Annotated in this window: 5 protein-coding genes; 3 read left to right on the plus strand and 2 right to left on the minus strand. The window is 72.5% G+C overall.

Going from position 1 to position 18528, the window contains the following annotated elements; translation table 11 throughout:
- The first annotated feature begins 203 nt into the window (after nt 1-203).
- The 3 genes from ACMXN5_RS33340 to ACMXN5_RS33350 all read left to right on the plus strand — a co-directional run bounded on the left by ACMXN5_RS33340 (nt 204) and on the right by ACMXN5_RS33350 (nt 4268).
- Nucleotides 204-2498: a LuxR C-terminal-related transcriptional regulator gene (locus ACMXN5_RS33340; protein ID WP_439678623.1), complete on the plus strand. Its 2295-nt coding sequence runs from the start codon at nt 204-206 to the stop codon at nt 2496-2498.
- 113 nt (nt 2499-2611) lie between these two features.
- A complete protein-coding gene (locus ACMXN5_RS33345; RefSeq protein ID WP_439678624.1) occupies nt 2612-3121 on the plus strand; it encodes a hypothetical protein in 510 nt (169 codons plus the stop codon).
- Between the two features lie 94 nt (nt 3122-3215).
- Entirely contained in the window at nt 3216-4268 is a 1053-nt protein-coding gene (locus tag ACMXN5_RS33350) for an AraC family transcriptional regulator ligand-binding domain-containing protein (protein WP_439678625.1), read from the plus strand.
- Between the two features lie 18 nt (nt 4269-4286).
- On the opposite strand, the gene ACMXN5_RS33355 is transcribed toward ACMXN5_RS33350, so the two are convergent.
- Complete coding sequence (locus ACMXN5_RS33355; protein WP_439678626.1) at nt 4287-5135, minus strand: MBL fold metallo-hydrolase; 849 nt, start codon at nt 5133-5135, stop codon at nt 4287-4289.
- Between the two features lie 248 nt (nt 5136-5383).
- Entirely contained in the window at nt 5384-18346 is a 12963-nt protein-coding gene (locus ACMXN5_RS33360) for an amino acid adenylation domain-containing protein (RefSeq protein WP_439678627.1), read from the minus strand.
- Between the last annotated feature and the right edge of the window lie 182 nt (nt 18347-18528).

The raw sequence follows: 18528 nt of genomic DNA on the forward strand, positions 1-18528 counted from the left end.
CGTGCGGGCGTCGGTCCCGGGCTCGCCGCCTCGCCCGGCGGTGACCTTCCCGTTCAAGATCCTGCCCGGTGACCCCGAAGGCTTCGAGCTCATGGGGCCGCGGCTTCCTCGTGCCGGCCGCCCCCGGTCTTCCCGCCTACCGGGCCGGCGTGATCCGGACCACGCAAACGAGCGGACGTCATCCGTACCGCTAGCGTGGGGCCATGGATCATGTTGCCGCCGCGCGTGCCGGGTCGGGCGTCGGCCTGCCGCCGATCGCGGCGAAGGTCCGGATTCCGCGCCCGCTCGGGGTCCAGGTGCCGAGGCCGCGGGTACGGGCGCTGGTGGAGGCGGCGGTCGCCCGGTCGCTGGTCGTCGTGGTGTTGGGCCCCGGCGGGACCGGCAAGACCTCGGCGTTGGCGGAGTGGGCCGAACAACGCGAGGCCCGGCCCGGCGGCGCGGCGGTCGCCTGGTACTCGCTCGACGGGCGCGACAACGACCCGGCCCGATTTTGGGCGCATGCCGGAGCGGCGCTGACCCGCGCGGCCGGATGCGTCGACCCGGGTCACGGCGTGTTCCCGCTCGGCAGCGACGGATGGACGGCCGAGCTCGCCGACCGCATCGCCGAGGCCGGGCGCCGCGTCGCCCTGGTCCTCGACGAGTTCGAGCACATCGTCAATCCGCAACTGGCCGAGCAGCTGGATCTGTTGCTCCGCACCGCCGCCGGCGCGGTGACGGTGATACCGATCACCCGTGCTCGGCCGCCGGCCGTCCTGGAGCGCTACCGGTTGTCCGGGCGGCTGGACGAGGTGACCTGGCACGAACTGCGGTTCACCCCGGACGAGGCGCGCGACCTCCTCGGCGCCTTCTCCGGTACGACGCCGCGCGCGGCCGAGGCGAGCGCGCTGGCCGAGGCCACCGACGGCTGGGCCGGGGCGCTCGCCCTCGCCGGGCTGCGTCTCGCCGGCGGTACCGATCCGGCCCTGCTCGCCGCCGAGTTGACGCGCGGCGACCGTACCGTGTCCGACTCTCTGCTGGACCACATGTGGCGCGAACTCGACGTCGAGCTACGTGATTTCCTCCTCGACACGGCAATCCTCGATCCGGTGGTCCCGGCCGTGGCGGACGCGATACGCCGCCGGGGGGCCGACCGGACGAGCCCGACCCCGGACTCCCCGCCCGGCACCGACGCCGCCGACCACCTGGACCGGCTGCGCCGCGACGGCCTGTTCGTCACGCCCGCGTCGCCCGACCCCGCCGGCGGCTTCCGCTACCAGCGCCTGTTCCGCCAGGCGCTCCTCGGCCGGCTCGCCGCGCTGGGCGGCGCCCGGGCCCGCGGTCTGCACACCGCCGCCGCGCGCTGGTACGCGGCGCACGGCGCGCCGGAGACCGCGATCGAGCACGCGCTCGGCGCCGCGGACTGGCCGCTCGTCCTCGACCTGGTCACCGAGGTCTACGACGAACTCATGGCCGCCGACCGCCTATTCACCCTCGAACGGTGGCTCTCCGCACTGCCCGACGACGTGGTGCGCGGTGCCCTGCGGCTGGGCGATCGCGCGATGCATCTGTGGTGCACGCTCGGCCGCTTCGACGAACGTGATCGGTGGGCGCGCGTGCAGGGGCGGGCGCCGGGCGGGCGAATCCGCGGGTTGGACGAGGCGTGGCGACTGTGCCTGCCGCGCGAGCGTGGTGACCTGGTGGCGTCGGTACGCGAGGCCCGCGCGTTCGTCGGCCGCGGCACCGAGCAGATGACCACGATCGGCGCGATGGCCCGCATCAGCCTGTCCCGCTCCCTGCTGCTCGCGGGCGAACTCGCCTCCTGTCGAGCCGAGATCACCGACGTGCTGACCGCGGCCGAGTCGGCGCGGCCCGCGCTGCCCGCTCATCTTCGCTGCGTCGCGCACGGACTCGCCGGTATGGCCGCGCTGTCGCAGGGGGATCGCAAGGCCGCCGAGCGGCACGCCCAGGATGCGGAGCGCCTGCTCCGGGAGTGCGCCTCGCAACCGGTGGCGCGCAGCCGTCCCGAGTACGTCATTCTCGCGGCGCTGCTCGAATACCCGCTCGACGGACCGGCCTTCGCGCGTTTGACGGCGTTCCTGGACGACTCGCCCGGTGTCGGCAACGACCATTCCATGGCGGCGTTCGCCGCGCTGACGCTCGCGGGTGCCCACGTGGAACACGGCGAGGTCCGGGCGGCGGCGGCGCGGCTGGCGTACGCGGACGCCCGGCTCGCGCGCTGCCCGAATCCGCTGGGGCTCACCGACCTGCGCGAGCGGGTAGCCGGCGCGCCGGCGAACACCGCGGACGGGAGCGAGGCGGCGGCCACCGGGCATCCCGTCGAACGCCTCAGCGAGCGCGAGACGCTCGTCCTGCGCTACCTGCGCAGCGAGTTGACGTTCCGGGAGATCGCCGCCGATCTGTACATCTCGGTAAACACCGTCAAGACGCACGCTCGCCACGTGTACCGAAAGCTGGGCGTCACGGGTCGGGCCGCCCTGACCGCGCGCGCCGAGAACTGACCCGCGCGGGCGCGGCGGTGTCCGACCGGGTCGCCTCCGCGCCGCCGCGCGCCGGCCGGGTCGATTCGCGCCGAGCAGGGGCTATCGCCTGCGGTGCGAGGCACACTGGGGCCGTGTCCGACATCGCAGGCCGCCTCGATCGCCTCCTCGCTTCGCTGACCCGCTCGCGCGGGGTGTTCGCCTCGTCGGGGGCGTTCGCGCGACCGGGAGCCGACATGCCGGAGTTCGTCGACGCTATTCGCGTGTTCATCGAACGGGTCGTGGACGTGGAAGCCGTCGACCTGTTCGCCTGCTACACCCGGGGGCGACCCGTCCTGTCGATGGGGCATCCGCAGATGATCGACCGGTCGATCTTCCCCCTCGAAACCCCCGAGGAAGCGGTGGAGTTGCTGACCGAGGCCGCCTCGGTGAGCCTCGCGTGGTCCCCGAAGACCATCATGAACCCCGACGTCGCACGCGAGACGGCCACCGAGCTCGTCGCCACGCTCGGGCCCGAGGCCATCTGGTGGGCGAACCGCGAACAAACCTGGCGCAACGGCCTGACCCCGATCACCTTCGATCTGCTGGTCGCAGGTACGAACGGCACACACTTCGCGCTGCTGCTGCAAGTCGAGGACGATTGATCGCCGAGCCGCTGCCGAGGCCGGTGGCGGTTGCGCTCAAATTCGGTCATGGTTTCGCAGCGGGGGGCGGAAAGCGCATCTAGGATTGCCGATCGTGCACGAATGGACGGTTTCGGCGCACTGCGCGCGGTTCTTCCGCGCGCTCGTGCGCGATTCAGGCGGGGATTCCGCCCGGTTCGACGAACTTCCGGGGCTTTCGTCGGAGGACCTCGGCGATGATCTGATACGCGTTCCGACCGCGTCGGCGGTCGCGTTGTGGGAGCAGTTGCTGGTGGCCGGATCCGGTCCCTTCGTCGCGCTGCGCCTCACCGACGCGGCCGACATCGGGACGTTCGGTATATGGGACTACCTGAGCACCTGCGGCCCCGATCTGCGTACGGCGTTCGCCACCGCCGCGGAGTATCTGAGGGTGGTCGGCGACGCGGACACGCGGATCGAGGGCATCGAGGATGGTTCGCTCTACACACTGCGGCAGTCCGTCGGGGTCGACGTCCCCGATGTGGCCGAGGCGTTCGACCTGATGGCGCTGGCCGTGTTCCTGCGCCGGGCGAGCGAGGCCACCAAGACGCCGCTCGTCCCGCTGAAGGTGACCCTCGCGCATCGTGCCCCGACCGGGGTTCGCCGGCACGCCGAGCATTTCGGTACGCGGAACATCGAATTCGAGGCGGCGGCCAACTCCGTGACGTTCCGGCTCGACGACGTCCGGCGTCCGCTGCCCGGCTTCCAACCCGGCCTCGACCAGTTCCTGCGCGGTTGCGCGGACCGGATCATGGCGACGTCGCGCGCCACGCCGACGTGGCAGGAGCGCTTCCGCGCGGCCCTGGACTCCGCGTTCCGGGGCGACACGGTCGCCCTCGACCAGGTCGCCGCCCGCCTGCACCTCAGCGGCCGCAGTCTCCAGCGCAGATTGTCCGCGCACGGTACGACCTGGCGCGGCGAGGTCGCGGCCGCCCGCGAGGAACGCGCGCTGAGGCTGCTGCGGGAGACCGATCTACCCCAGCAGGCCATCGCCTCCCGCGTGGGCTACACGGACGCACGTACCCTCCGCCGGGCGATGCGCCGATGGCGGGGCGAGACCCCGGAGGCGCTGCGGGCGGCCCGGCCCGACACAACCGGGCCGGGCATCGCACAGTCCCTGTTGGGCTGAAACGTCCCGAACCTGCCGTCAGGACGCGGCGAGTTCGGCCGCGACGGCGTCGGCGCCGAGGGCGATCATCCACGACAGCGGGGCGTCCGGCGCGTATTCCCGCATGACGCGGTCGAGTTCCTCCTTGGCCTCGTCGGTGAGCGACGCCTGCCCGTCGGCCAGGCGGGCCACCTCGGCGCGGTAGCACAGCAGGTAGTCGCGCTGTGCGGCGAGGACCTCTACGCCGGTCGGTGCGCCGTGGCCGGGCAGGAGTACGGCGGCGTCGGCGAGTTCGGTGGCGAGGGTGTCCAGGACCCCCAGCCACTGGGCGCCGTGGCCGTCGGCGGTGTAGGGGTGGGTGCCGTGGAAGGCCAGGTCGCCGATGAACGCCACGTCCCGCTCGGCGTTGGCGGCCCGGGCGAGGAAGACGCTGTCCGCGTGGCTTTCGGCGGGGCCGAGGTCGCGGGCGGTGTAGCGGACACCGTCGAGGGTGACGGGGTCGCCGTCCTTCAACTGCACGGTGGGGAAGGCGGTGACGGCGGGCCATTCGTCGCCGTAGACGGGTCCCCATTGGGCACGTTTGGCGTCGGAGATGTCGCGGATGACGCGGTCGACGGCTTCGGTGGCGTAGACGGGGACGTCGCGGCCGTCGATGAGGGCGTGAACGCCGTTGAAGTGGTCGGGGTGTGCGTGGGTGACGAAGACGCCCAGGAGCGGCTTGCCGAGGGCGTCGACCTTGGCGACGAGTGCGGCGATCTCGGAGTTGAGGAGGTTGGTGTCGACGACCACGACGCCTTCGCCGGTCTCCACCAGGTAGGAGTTGACGAGCAGGCCGGCTTCCGAGGCCGTATGCGTGTGGATGGTCAGGCCGTGGGTGTCACGGGACATGGTGGATCTCCAGGGGACGACGCGTCGGGACGAAGGGTGTTCCGCAGCGCGGCCGTTGCGCGAGCCCTCCGGGCGTGCCGGTGTGTTCCGCGTTCGCCGCTCGGACAGGACGTCGACGGGGATCGAGATCACGTTCCCCGGCTGCGGAACGAACCTAACTCCGCACGGACCGGGCATCCTTGGACCCGATGCGCCGCCCGGCGGACGGAACACGCCAACCGTTCGGGGGGGTCGCCGCCCGGGGCTGCTCACTCGCCGGTGACCACGCGGGCCACCTCCTTCGCGCGGTCCTTGAGGAAGTAGTGGCCCGCGCCGTCGATCACGTGCAGGGTCACGTCGTGGGCGTAGCGCTCCCAGGCGCGGTAACGCGTCGCGTAGCCGTCGGTGAGCGGGTCGTCGGTGCCCATCACGGCCCGGACCGGGGTACGCAGCCGCTCCCGGTCGGTGGCGCCCTCGCGGTGGAGCCGCATGGCCTCGGCCATGTCGTGGCGTACGACGGTCAGGACACGGTGGCGATCCGTGTCGTCCAGCGCTCCGGAGAAGCCGCCCAACGCGTGCAGTGTGGCGTAGAGCTGCTCGTCCGCCACGTCTGCCGGATCCGCCGCGTCCGCCGGCAGGTCGTCGCCCGGTGGGATCGCGGCTCCCAGGACGATCGCCGAGGGCGCGGCGCCGAGGTCCTCCAGATGGCGGGCCACGCGGACCGCGAGGAGCGTGCCCGCGCAGTGCCCGTAGAGCGTGTAGGGGCCGCGCACCGTCCGCGCGATCTCCTTCGCCAGCAGCTCGGCGGTCTCGGCCCAGGGCCGCAGCGGCTCGTCGGGGCGCACCGGGTCGTGTCCGGGCAGCTCGACGGCCCACAGATCGGCGCTTTCGGGAAGCTCCCGGGCGAGGGTCCGATAGGCGGTGGCGTTGCCGCCGCCGTACGGGACGCAGACGACAGTGTGCTCGGGGACCGTCCCGTCCTCGGGCTCGGGGGTCAGGCGGTGCAACAGCCCGGATGCGTCCGCCGTCGAGACCAGGCATGCGGCCAGCCGACGGGGGGTGGGGTTCTTGAAGACCTCGACCACGGGCAGCCCCCGGCCGATCGCACGGGCCAGGGCGACCGCCTTGAACGAGTCTCCCCCGGCGTCGAAGAAGTCGTCGTCGATGCCCACCCCGTCCTGGTCGAGGTCCAGGACGCGGCTCCACGCCCGGACGACGTGCAGTTCGAGCGCCCCGGTGGGCCCGGCGGCGGGGACCGCCACGGTGCGCGTGGGCGCGGGCAGGGCCGCGTGGTCGAGTTTGCCGTTGCCGGTCAGCGGGATGGCATCCAGCGACACGAAGCCGGCGGGAACCATGTGGTCGGGCAGCACCCTGCGCAACTCGGCACGCAGCACGGCCGGTTCGGGCAGGACATGGGAGCCGGCCCGAACCACGTACGCGATCAGCGCCTTGTCCCCCGCCGCGTCGACGCGCACCGCGACCCGTGCGTCGGCCACGTCGGCACGCGCGAGGAGCGCCGCCTCGACCTCGCCGGGTTCGATCCGGAACCCGCGCAGCTTGATCTGGTCGTCGGAGCGCCCGACGTACTCCAGCTGCCCCGACCGCGTCCAGCGGGCCAGGTCGCCGGAGCGGTAGAGGCGGCTGCCGCGCGGCCCGTACGGGTCGGCGACGAACCGCGCCGCCGTCAGCCCCGGACGGTTCACATAGCCGCGGGAGAGCTGGTCCCCGCCGATGTACAGCTCCCCCACGACCCCCGCGGGTACGGTACGCAGTGCCCCGTCGAGGAGGCGCACGTCCAGTCCGGGCAGGCCGGTGCCGATCGTGCTGCCGGCGCCGCCGTGCGCGAGCGCGGGGTCGAGCGGGCCGTGGGTGACGTGCACGGTGGTCTCCGTGATGCCGTACATGTTCACCAACCGTTGGGCGTCGGCGGGGTGCCGCTCGTACCATTCGACCAGACGCGCCGGATCCAACGCCTCGCCGCCGAACACCACCGTGCGCAGGGCCGATCGGCGACCGGGCTCGGTATTCTCCCGGTCCGCGCGGATGAGCTGATGGAACGCAGACGGCGTCTGATTGAGCACCGTCACCCCCTCGCGCACGAGCAGCGCGAGGAAGTCGTCCGGCGACCGGACGATGTCGTCCGGGACCGTCACGAGGCGCCCGCCGTGGAGCAGTGGCCCCCACAGTTCCCACACCGAGAAGTCGAAGGCGGGCGAGTGGAACATCGTCCACACGTCGTCCGCGCCGAAGTCGAACAGGTCCCGGGTGCGGGTCATCAGGGCGAGTACGTTGCGGTGGGTGACCAGGACGCCCTTGGGGCGGCCCGTGGAGCCCGAGGTGTAGATGACGTAGGCCGCGTCGTCGGGGCGGTGGGTGCCGCGCTCGTCCGCGCCGAGGTCGTGGCCCGGAAACGCGGCGAGCGCCGCGTCGGGACCGGGGCCGCCGATGACCACGCAGGGCGGCCCGGAAGGCAATCGTTCGGCGAACGAGGCGTCGGTGACCACGAGTTCGGGGCTTGCGTCGGTGAGCGTGTACACGCTGCGGTCGACGGGGTGGCCCGGGTCGATCGGCAGGTACGCGGCGCCGGTCTTCAGGACCGCGACCAGCGCGACGATCAGTTCGGCCGAGCGGGGCAGCGCCACGGCCACCAGGCGGCCGGGCCCCGCGCCGCGCCCGCGCAGCAGGCGGGCCAGGCGGTTCGCGGCGGTGTTCAGCTCCGCGTAGTCGAGCGTTCGTGCTCCCCCGGTGACCGCGGGCCGCCGCGGGTGCGCCGCCGCCGTCGCCTCGAAAGCCTGCGCGAGGGTCAGGTCGGGCACGGGGTCACCGGGGCCGCCCGCCCGCGACCAGGCGCTCAGGCGCAGTCGCTCCCGTGGTTCCAGTACGTCCACCGCGCCGATGCGCTGCGCGGGATCGGCCACGAGTTGTTCCACGACCCGCACGAAACGCTCGGCGAGGCGTTCGGCGGTGTCCCGGTCGAACAGGTCCGTGGCGTATTCGAGGTGGCCGACGATGCCCTGGCCGGCCGCGTCGGCGAACAGGTTGAAGCACAGGTCGAACTTGGCGACGCGGCTGCGCAGCGGCTCCAGGCCCACCCGCAGTCCGGGCAGCGTGAGGTTCTCCCGAGTGAAGTTCTGCCAGGCGAGCATCACTTGCACCAGCGGCGAATAGGACGTCGAGCGCTCGGGGTTGAGGACGTCCACCAGTCGTTCGAAGGGCAGGTCCTGATGGTCGTAGGCGTCCAGCGACTTGCCGCGCACCTGATCGAGCAGGTCCAGGAAGGCGGGGTTGCCCACCAACCGGGCGCGCAGGACCCAGGTGTTGACGAAGAAGCCGATCAGGTCGGCGAGATTGTCGTCGGTGCGGTTGGCGATGGGGGAACCGATGGCGATGTCGTCACCGGAGCCCAGCGCGTGCAGCAGGACGGCGAGCGCGGACTGGACCACCATGGACGCGGTGGCACCGCGGCTGCGGGCCAGTTCCTCGACGGCGGCGGCCGTGCGCGGGTCGATGGCGAACTCCACGACGTCGCCCCGGTGGCTCGCGACGAGCGGGCGCGGGCGGTCGGTGGGCAGCTGTAGGGGCTGCGGCAGGCCCGCGAGTTCCGCCTTCCAGTAGTCGATCTGCGTGGAGAGGAGGCTGTCGGGATCGTCGGGGGAGCCGAGCAGTTCGCGCTGCCACAGCGTGTAGTCGATGTACTGTACGGGCAGTTCGCGTCGGCGCGACGCCTCGCCGCGCAGGCGGGCGGTGTAGGCGGCGGACAGGTCCCGGGCCAACGGCGCGAGGGACTCTCCGTCGGCGGCGATGTGATGAATCATCAGCAGGAGGACGTGTTCCTCGGCGGCGAGGCGCACGAGCGTGGCGTGCATCGGAATCCGCGTGGCCAGGTCGACGGGGCGAGCCGCCACCGAGGCCGACACCTCGTCCAGGTCCTGAGGCGCGACGTCGATGACGGGCAGGTCGATGGTCGCCTCCCCGGCGTCCAGGACGTACTGGTGCGGCTCGCCCGCGGCGTCCTCGGGGAACAGGGTGCGCAGGCTCTCGTGGCGCCGCACCACGTCGCGCAGTGCCTCGGCGAGCGCGGCCGCATCGAGCCGGCCGGTCAGACGCAGCGGGAACGGCGTGCGGTAGGTGCTCGATCCGCCCTCGAACTTGTCCAGGAACCACAGGCGGCGCTGCGCGAAGGAGAGCGGAACCGTCTTGCCGCGCGGTGCGCCATGCCGCAGCGGGGCGCGGGTGCGGGCGTCGTGCGGCAGGTGTTCCACGAGTTCGACGACCTTGGGGGCCGCGAACAGCACGCGCAGCGACAACTCGATGCCGAGCACGGAGCGGACCCTGGCGGCCAGGCGTGTCGCCAGCAGGGAGTGGCCGCCCAGGTCGAAGAAGTCGTCGTCGATGCCGACCCGGTCCAGGCCGAGCACCTCGGCGAACAGCCCGCACAACAACTCCTCCAGCGGGGTGCGCGGGGCCCGCCCGGTGGCTGTCGGCGCGAAGTCGGGGACGGGCAGGGCTCGCCGGTCCAACTTTCCGTGGGGTGTCAGGGGCAGTGCGGCGACGGCGATGACGGCGGCGGGAACCAGGTGGGCGGGCAGTCGCTCGCCGAGCCGGCCGCGGAGCGAGCCGACGAGCACGCCGATGCGGGACGCGGCGGACGGGTCGGTGGCCAGTTCCCGATCGGGGCGGGCGGTGGACGCGGGGCACAGGGTGATGGGCCCGTGGCCATGCGAGAGGAGCACGGCGTCGAAACGTTCGGCGCCGGTCGCCGACCCGGTGAGCCGGGCGGTCAGGGTGCGCTCGGCCGCCCAGGCGAGCACGTCGTGCGGATCCAGGGCTCCGCCGACCGGGTGCCAGGCGGCGGGGCCGACCGGGCTCCCGGCCGTGGGACCGGTCAAGCCCAGCTCCGCCGCCAGTGCCGCCTCACCGTCGAGCCGGGCGTTGGGGATGCCCGTGACGACCAGCGCACCCTCGCCGTCGCGTGTGCGCCACAGCCGCTCCAGGTCGTTCAGGTCCACTGCCCCCGGGCCCCACGGCACGCGCGGAGCGTCGTCGAGGGCGAGGGCGTCGACGGGCGGGTCCTGGCGCAGGACGACATCGTAGCGGTGTCGGGTGAGTTCGTTGTGGACCCGGCCGGGCTTGAGCGCGACGTCCACGCTCGCGACGCCGTGCCGCCGGGCCCAGCGGGTGAACCACTCGGGGTCCAGGGCCAGCTCCGGTTCCAGCAGGACCGCGCGCCGGATCGCGGTGCGGGCCGCCGCCGGGGAGTCGTCCGGGCACCGGGCGCGCTGCGTTCCGGCGCGGAACAGCCACAGCGTGGCCGCGTCGCGCACGTCGCCGACGAAGAGCCGTCCGCCGGGCGCGAGCAGCGGCAGGGCCTGGGCGAGCACCCGGTCCAGGTAGTCGGCGTCGGGGAAGTACTGCGCGACGGAGTTGAGCACGACGACGTCGAAGCGGCCGTGCGGCAGGCCCGTCATGTCGTCGGCCGCCTGGTGGCGCAGCGTGCACCGATCGGCGTACCCGGCCTGCTCGACCTCGCCGGCGAGCCGTTCGATGGCCTCGGCGGACAGGTCGGTGCCCCAGTACTCGTCAACCCGTCCGACGATCGACGACATCAACAGGCCGGAACCCACTCCGAGTTCGAGTATCCGGCGCGGCTCACCCGCAAGAATGCGGTCCACCGTCGCGGCCCGCCACTCCCGCATGTCGGACGGGGGGATCGGCCGGCCCGTGTAGCTGGACTCCCAGCCGGAGAAATCCTCCCCCCACGGGGCACGCGCCTTCGCGTAGACCCGGTCGTAGATCTGCTCCCAGTCGTGGATCCGCTGTGCCCGGTCGATGGCGGGGGGAAGGTCGGCGCCGGGCACCACGTACCCGACCAGGCGACGCTCGCCGGTGCGGTCCGCGACGATCGTCACGGCGGACTGCGCGACGCCGGGGTGGGTGCTCAACGCGGCCTCGACCTCCCCCGGTTCGACGCGGAAGCCGTTGATCTTGACCTGGGAGTCGGCGCGGCCACGGAAGTCGAGCCGCCCGTCGGGGGTACGCACGACGATGTCGCCGGTCCGGTACATGCGCTCCCCCGGGGCCCCGAACGGGCAGGCCACGAAGGACCGGGCGGATCGGGCGGCGCGCCCGAGGTAGCCGCGGGCCAGGCCGGCGCCCGCGAGATACAGCTCGCCGGGGACCGAGTGCGGGACGGGCCGCAGGGCCGTGTCCAGGACGTAGGCGCGGGTGTTGCTTCGCGGCCGACCGATGGGCAGCCGGTCGGGCACGTCTTCGCCGGCGGGGATGGGGTGGTAGATGGAGAAGCTGGTGGTCTCGGTGGGTCCGTACGCGTTGAAGATCCGGATGCCGGGGCAGGCCGCGGCGACCCGGGCCACGGCGGTCGGGGACACCACGTCGCCGCCGACCAGGATCTCGCGCAGGCCCGCGAAGCTCTCCGGCTCGCTTTCGGCCACCACCTTGAACAACCCGGCGGTGAAGCACGCGAGCGTGACTCCCCGAGCGGCGACGAGAGCGGCGAGTGTGGTGGTGTCCAGGGGGCCCGGCGGGGCGAGGACGAGGGTGCCGCCGCGCAGCAGCGGGGTCCACAGCTCGTAGGTGGAGGCGTCGAAGGCCTGCGCGCAGTGCATGAGGATCCGTTCGTGCGCGCCGTTCGCGAAGCGGCGGTCCAAGGCGAGGCTCGCCACGGCGCGGTGCGTGACGGCGACGCCTTTCGGGGTGCCGGTGGAGCCGGATGTGTACATCACGTACGCCAGTTGGTCGGGGTGGTGCCGCCGCTGCGGGGCACGATCGGCGGAGCGCGCGATCTCCTGCTCGACGGCGGGCTCGTCGATGACCAGGAACGGGCAGATGTCCGACGGGAGTTCCGGGGCGAGCAGGGTGTCGGTGAGGACGAGGGCGGGGGCGGCGTCGCGCAGCATGAACGTGAGCCGTTCGGCCGGGTAGTCCGGGTCGAGGGGCACATAGGCGCCCCCGGCTTTCAGAATCGCGAGCGTGGCGACGATCAGGTCGGCCGAACGCCGCAGCGCCAGCCCGACCGGCGTGTCTCGGCCCACGCCTCGTGCGGCGACGACCCGGGCGAGCCGGTTGGCGCGGGTCTCCAACTCCGCGTAGGTGAGCTGCCGTTCGCCGTCGACGACGGCGACCGCGTCCGGGGCCTCGGCAGCCCGCTCGGTGAACAGTTCGTCGAGGGAGGTCTCCGGCAGTGCCGTCGCGGTGTCGTTCCGGTCGGTCAGGAGCCGGTCGCGGACGGCGTCGGTGACGATGTCGATCGCGCCGACCGGCGTGTCGAGGTCTTCGGTGAGACGGTGCAGGATCCTCGCGTACGCGGCGACGATGTCGGCCGCGCGCTCACGGTCGACGAGGTGGTGCTGGTATTGGACGGCCACCTGCAGGTGCGGCTCGGCGAGGGCGACGACCGCCATCGGATAGTGGACACCGCTGAGCGGGCTCAGGCCGGTGATCCGCATCCCGGCGGCCGATGTCGCCTCGCTGATGGCCGCGCTGTCCACGGGGAACGACTCCAGGACGACCATCGTGTCGAACAGGGTGCTCAGGCCGAGGTCCTGCTGGATGTCGAGGAGCCCGTGGTGCTGGTGGTCCAGCAGGGCGCCCTGTCGGCGATGCAGTCCGGTCAGGATGTCGCGCGGCGTGCGGCCGGGGGCGCAGTCGACGCGCACCGGCAGCGTGTTGATGAACAGGCCCACCATCGAGTCGATTTCGGGAAGCTCGGGCGGCCTTCCGGAGACGGTGGTACCGAAGACCACGTCCTGACGCCCGGTCAGCCCGGCCAGGAGTACCGCCCAGGCGCCATGCAGCAGCGTGCCGGCCGTGACCCCCAGTTCGGCCGCCGTCCGGGCGAGGTCACGCGCCGCCTGCGGCGACAGAGGTACCTCGATCAGCCCGATCCCCGCACTGTGCCCGTCCGCGGGCGCGTCGGGGACCAGCAGGGTCGGTTCCTCGATCCCGGCCAGTTCCGCGGCCCAGGCGTCGGCCGCCGCCCGCCGATCCTGCCGCGCGAGCCAGGACAGGAAGTCGCGGTAGCCGCGCACCCGGGGCAGCGCCGTGCCGTCGCCCGCTGCCGCGTACAGCCGCGGCAGTTCCTTCATCAGGAGCGGCACGGACCAGCCGTCGAACAGTATGTGATGGGCCGTCAGGACCAGTTCCCAGCGGTCCGCCGCCAACTTGACCAGGGAGAGCCGCAGCAGCGGTGGCGTCGCCGGATCGAAGTACGCGCCGTGGTCGGCGGTCAGGAACCGCTTCAGCTCCTCGTCCCGACGCGGCGCGTCCAGTGTGCTCAAGTCCAGGTGCTGCCAGGGCAGTTCCACCCGTCGCGGCACCACTTGGCGCCACTCCCCCGACCTGTTCGCGGCGTACGCCGCGCCGAGGTTGGGATGCCGGTCGAGCAGGGCCTGCCCGGCCGCGCGCATGCGCTCCGGGTCCACCTCGCCGGAGAGGTGGAAGGTGAGCTGCATGTGGTACGCGTCGACGGACGCGCTGCCGGTGAGCATGGTGTGGAACAGCAGACCGGACTGCATCGGGGTCAACGGCCAGACGTCGATCAGCCTTCCGTATCGCGCCTGCCAGGCGTCCAGTTCGGCCTGGTCGATGTCCACGAGGGGGGTGTCGGACGGGGTCGACCCGCCCGCGTCGGGGCGGCCGGCGTGGTCGGCGAGTGCCTCCAGCGCCGTGCGCCACAGATCCGTCACGTCCTGTACGTCACGGTGGGACAGCAGGGTCTCGGGGTAGTCGATCCCGGCCTTGAGGCAGGGACCCTCGGGTGATTCGTCGACGTACGCGGTGATGTGCAACGAGGCGCGCGCGGGCATGTCCGGGCCGGGCCCGGGGACGAGGTCCGTGGTGCCCGCGCTCGGCGTGAAGCCGAGGCCGTCGGACGTGTTCCCGGCCACGGCGGGCGAGTTCACGTAGGTGAAGGCGATCTGCCCGGTGGGGTGCCCGCGCAGGGTTTCGCCGGTCTCGGGGTTGAGGTGGCGCAGCAGGCCGTATCCGATGCCGTTGTCCGGGATGCCCGCGAGTTGTTCCTTGACGGCCTTGACGGCGGCTCCGGCGGCCGGCCCGCCCGCGAGCGCTTCCTCCAGGTCGATCCCGTGCACGTCGAGGCGGACGGGATACACGCTGGTGAGCCGGCCCACGGTGCGGGACAGGTCGGCGCCCGGCACGGTCGACTCCTCCCGGCCGTGCCCCTCGACCCGCAGCAGGAGCGAGGTCTCGGCGATGCCCCGCCGCTCCCGCCACCGAGCCAGCGCCAGCGCGAGCGCGGTGAGCAGGCCGACGTCGACACCGCTGCGGAACGCGGTGGGCAGGGTGGTGAGCAGCGCCCGCGTGCGGGGTGCGGGCAGTTCCAGGTGTATGTGGCGGACGGTGGACGTCACGTCGAGGGCCGGGTCGAAGGGGCGCGGGCCCAGGTCGGGGTCGGGTCCCGTGACGACGCGTCGCCACAGGGCGAGTTCGTCGGTGCGCCGGGGCGAAGACGCCTCCTCGGTGAGGGCGTGCGCCCAGCGGCGTACCGAAGTGGCGACCTCGGCGAGGCGCGGCGTACGGCCGTCGCGGACCTGCTGCCAGGCGGCGGCCAGGTCCGTGAGCAGGATGTGCCAGGAGACGTCGTCGACGACGAGGTGATGCAGGACGATGCTCAACCGGCCGGCGATCGACGGGCCGGCGTCGAACCACACGAACCTGGCCATCACCCCGGCCGCCGGGGCCAACCGATCGGCCGCGTCGTCCAGTTCCGTGCGCGCCCGGTCGGGCCAGTCGTCGCCCCAAGCGCCGTCGACGGGGACGCGGCGGATGAGCCCCGCCACATCGACGGCGCCGGACGGGGCCACGTCGAGCCCCGGCGCCGCTTCGCCGTTCACCAGGGTCGAGCGCAGGACGTCGTGGCGGTCGACGACCGCGGCCAGCGTCGCGACCAGAGCGGCCTCGTCGATTCCGACGGGCAGATCGACGGTCGTCGTCATGGCGAACCGGCCGTGGCCGCCGCCCGCTTGCAGCACGTGGTGAGCCGCCGGGAGAAGCGGCGCGAAGCCGACACCTCCACCCGCCGACTCGGCGAGCACCGGCGTGTGCCGCACGTCGCCGGCCACCTCGGCGAGTTCGGCCACGGTGCGGCATTCGAAGAGCTGCCTGGGTGTGACCTCGACGCCCTGTGCCTTGGCTCGCGAGACGACCTGGATCGAGCGGATGCTGTCGCCGCCGACGGCGAAGAAGTCGTCCTCGACGCCGACCCGTTCCAGGCCGAGCACCTCCGCATACACCCCGGCGAGCACCTTCTCGACGGGAGTACCCGGGGCGCGGTAGGCGCCGACGGTGACCTCCGGCTCGGGCAGGGCCCTGTGGTCCAGCTTGCCGTTCGGGGTCAGCGGGACCCGGTCGATCAGCACGAACACCGACGGAACCATGAACTCGGGCAGTCTGGCGGCCACGAATCGGCGCAACTCTCGCGGCGACACGGTCCCGACCAGGTCCAGGTCCAGCTCACCGAGGCCGGCCACGGCGCCGAGGCCGGACGAGCCGACGCCGACGCCGACGGGCACCGCGTAGCCCACCAACTGCCGCTCGCCGGTGCGGTTGGCACCGACGACGACCACGGCCTGTGCGACGCCCGGGTGTGCGGTCAGGGCGGCCTCGACCTCGCCGGGCTCGACCCGGATGCCGCGGATCTTGACCTGGGCGTCGGTGCGGCCGAGGTATTCCAGGTGCCCATCGGCGTTCCGGCGGGCAAGGTCGCCGGTACGGTACATGCGCCCACCGGGCGGCCCATAGGGATCGGGGACGAAGCGCTCGGCGGTCGGGCCGGGACGGTCGCGGTAACCGCGCGCGACGTTGCCCGCCACGTACAACTCGCCCGGAAGGCCCGGCGGTACGGGCGCCAGACCGGGGCCGAGTACATAGGCGCGCATGTTGCCCAGCGGCACACCGATCGGCGCGGTCACCGCTTCGGGCCGGTCCTCGCCGACGGTGTGGGTGGTGGCGTAGAAGGACTCGGTCTGGCCGTACGCGTTGACCACACGCACGCCGGGAATCGCCTCGCGTACCCGCCGTACGAGCGCGGCCGGCAGCGCCTCGCCCGCCAGAACGACGGCATCGGCCTGCAAACCGTCGCCGCACCGGTCCAACAGCGCGGCCATGACGGACGGAACCGTGCTGATCACCCCACCCCGCCAGCCACCGCGCTCGGCGATCGTCGGCACGTCCGGGACGACCTCGACCGTGCCACCGGCGGCCAGGGTGGTGATCACCTCGAAAACGGAGACGTCGAAGCCGATGGAGGTTCCCGCGAGCATACGGGTGCCCGCGTCGATACCGATCTCGTCCTTCAGGCGCAGCACGCCGTTGACGATGTCGCGGTGGGTGAGCGTCACGCCCTTGGGCGTGCCGGTGGAGCCGGACGTGTACATCACGTACGCGGCGTTCGCGGGCCGTACCGGAGCCGGGGCCTGCTCCGGCTCCGGGGCCGCGCTCGTGAAGTCGACGTCACCGAACAGCAGAAGCGGGGTCCCGGTCCGCGGGAGCGCAGGAGCGGTGTCCGTGTCGGTGAGCACGAGTGCGGGCCGCGCGTCGGCCAGGACCAGGTCCGACCGCGCGCCGGGGTACCTGGGGTCGATCGGCAGGTAGGCGGCACCCGACTTGAGCACGGCCAGCATGCCCACGATCAGCTCGATCGAGCGTGGCAGTGCCAGCCCCACCAGGGTCTCCGGGCCGATGCCCCGGACGGTCAGCTCCCGGGCGAGCCGGTCCGACCGCACCTCCAACTCGGCGTAGCTCACTCGGCGATCCTCGAAGACCACCGCGACCGCGTCCGGATCCGCCGCCGCCCGTGCCAGCAGTTCCGGAACGCTCACCTCGGGCAGCTCGGCCGCCGTGTCGTCGGCGATGCCCGGCACCTGTTGGCGCGCACCCGGCCCCAGCAGGTCCAACGAGCCGATCGGGGCGTGCGGGTCCCGTGCCGTGCCGCTGATGCAGGCGACCAGGGTGTCGGCGAAACGACGCACGTCCTCCGCGCTGTACAACGTGCTGTTGGCGTCCACCCGGATGTGCAGGCCGCTCCTGGCCTGGCCGTCGTAGTAGATGGCGAGGTGCAGGTCGTCGAAGGCGCCCCAGGAGAAACCGGATTGCGCGTACGCGGTCGCACCCGCGTAGTCGACCTCCGGTGCGACGAAGGGGAGGATGCTGAGGGTGACTCCGAAGGGACTGGCTACCGACCCCACGTCGGCTCTCCCGGCCCCTGAACGGATGTCGGAGACCTGGTGGGCGGAGTGCCGCCCGATCTGCCACAGCTCGCGGGACACCGTGTGCGCGAAGTCTCGGAACCGCGTGGCCAACGGGGCGTGCACGCGGAAGGGCAGAGTGGTCGACTGCGAGCCGTAGAAGTCCCTCGCGGCCTTCGTGCGGCCGAGGGCCATCGTCGAGAAGGTGAAGTCCCGGCGCCCGCCCACGTGCCGGAAGAAGACGGCGGCGGCGGCGGTCAGGAAGGCGGGCATCCGCACGTCGATGGAGGCGGCGGCCTCGAACCACACGTCCGTGTCCCGTGTCGGCACCGCCAGTGTGTGGTGCAGCACGGTGGGGCGGCCGGCGCTGCGTTGTCCCGGCAGCCGTAGCGGTTCGGGTGCCTCGTCCAGACGCGTTCGCCAGAATTCGGCGTCCTTGGCGAACTGCGGAGAGTTCCGGTAGCGGAGGTCTTCCAGGCGGATCAGCTCCGGTCCGCCGTGGGAGCGCTCCGGGATCGGCGTGTCGTGCTTCAGGGCCCGGTAGCACTCCGCGATGCGGAGCGGCAGGAGCCGGGTCAACGTGTAACCGTCGGCGACGGTGTGATGGGCGGCGAGGAACACCAGGTGACGCGAGTCCGACACGCGGGCGACCCCGGCCCGGAACAGGAGGTCGTGTTCCAGATCGAACGGCTCGCGCTCGATGGCCTCGGCCCATGCGTGGGCCGCCGATTCGGGGTCCGCGGCAGCGCTCGCGTCGTGGAAGGAGGGCGTCCAGGTGTCCGTGTCGCCCTCGCGGAGCACCTGCCGCAGCTCGTCTCCGAACTGCCGGAAGTTCACTCGTGCGGCGCTGTACTCGTGGAAGACGACGCGCAGCGCGGCGTGCAGCAGCTCCACGTCGACATCGCCTGCGACAAGCCATCGGCACGCGGGGATGTTCGGCACATCCGGCGTGATCTTCTGAGCCAGCCACAGGCTCTCCTGCGCTTGTGAAACGCCAATGGAACGCACCGGATTCGGCTCCCTCGTAAAGACGCGTCGGAATGATTCCCCGAATTCGGAATCCTCCGTTCCGGAACTCGGCTCCACCGACCGGCCGATCCCCTGGGAACATGATGCGAGAAAGCGAATTCGACGCAACTCGGCATGCGTCGCAGGCACGGCTTTCACCGTGGAATCTTTTGTCCTGTCTA

The organism is Embleya australiensis (assembly GCF_051903075.1).
GTDB lineage: Bacteria > Actinomycetota > Actinomycetes > Streptomycetales > Streptomycetaceae > Embleya.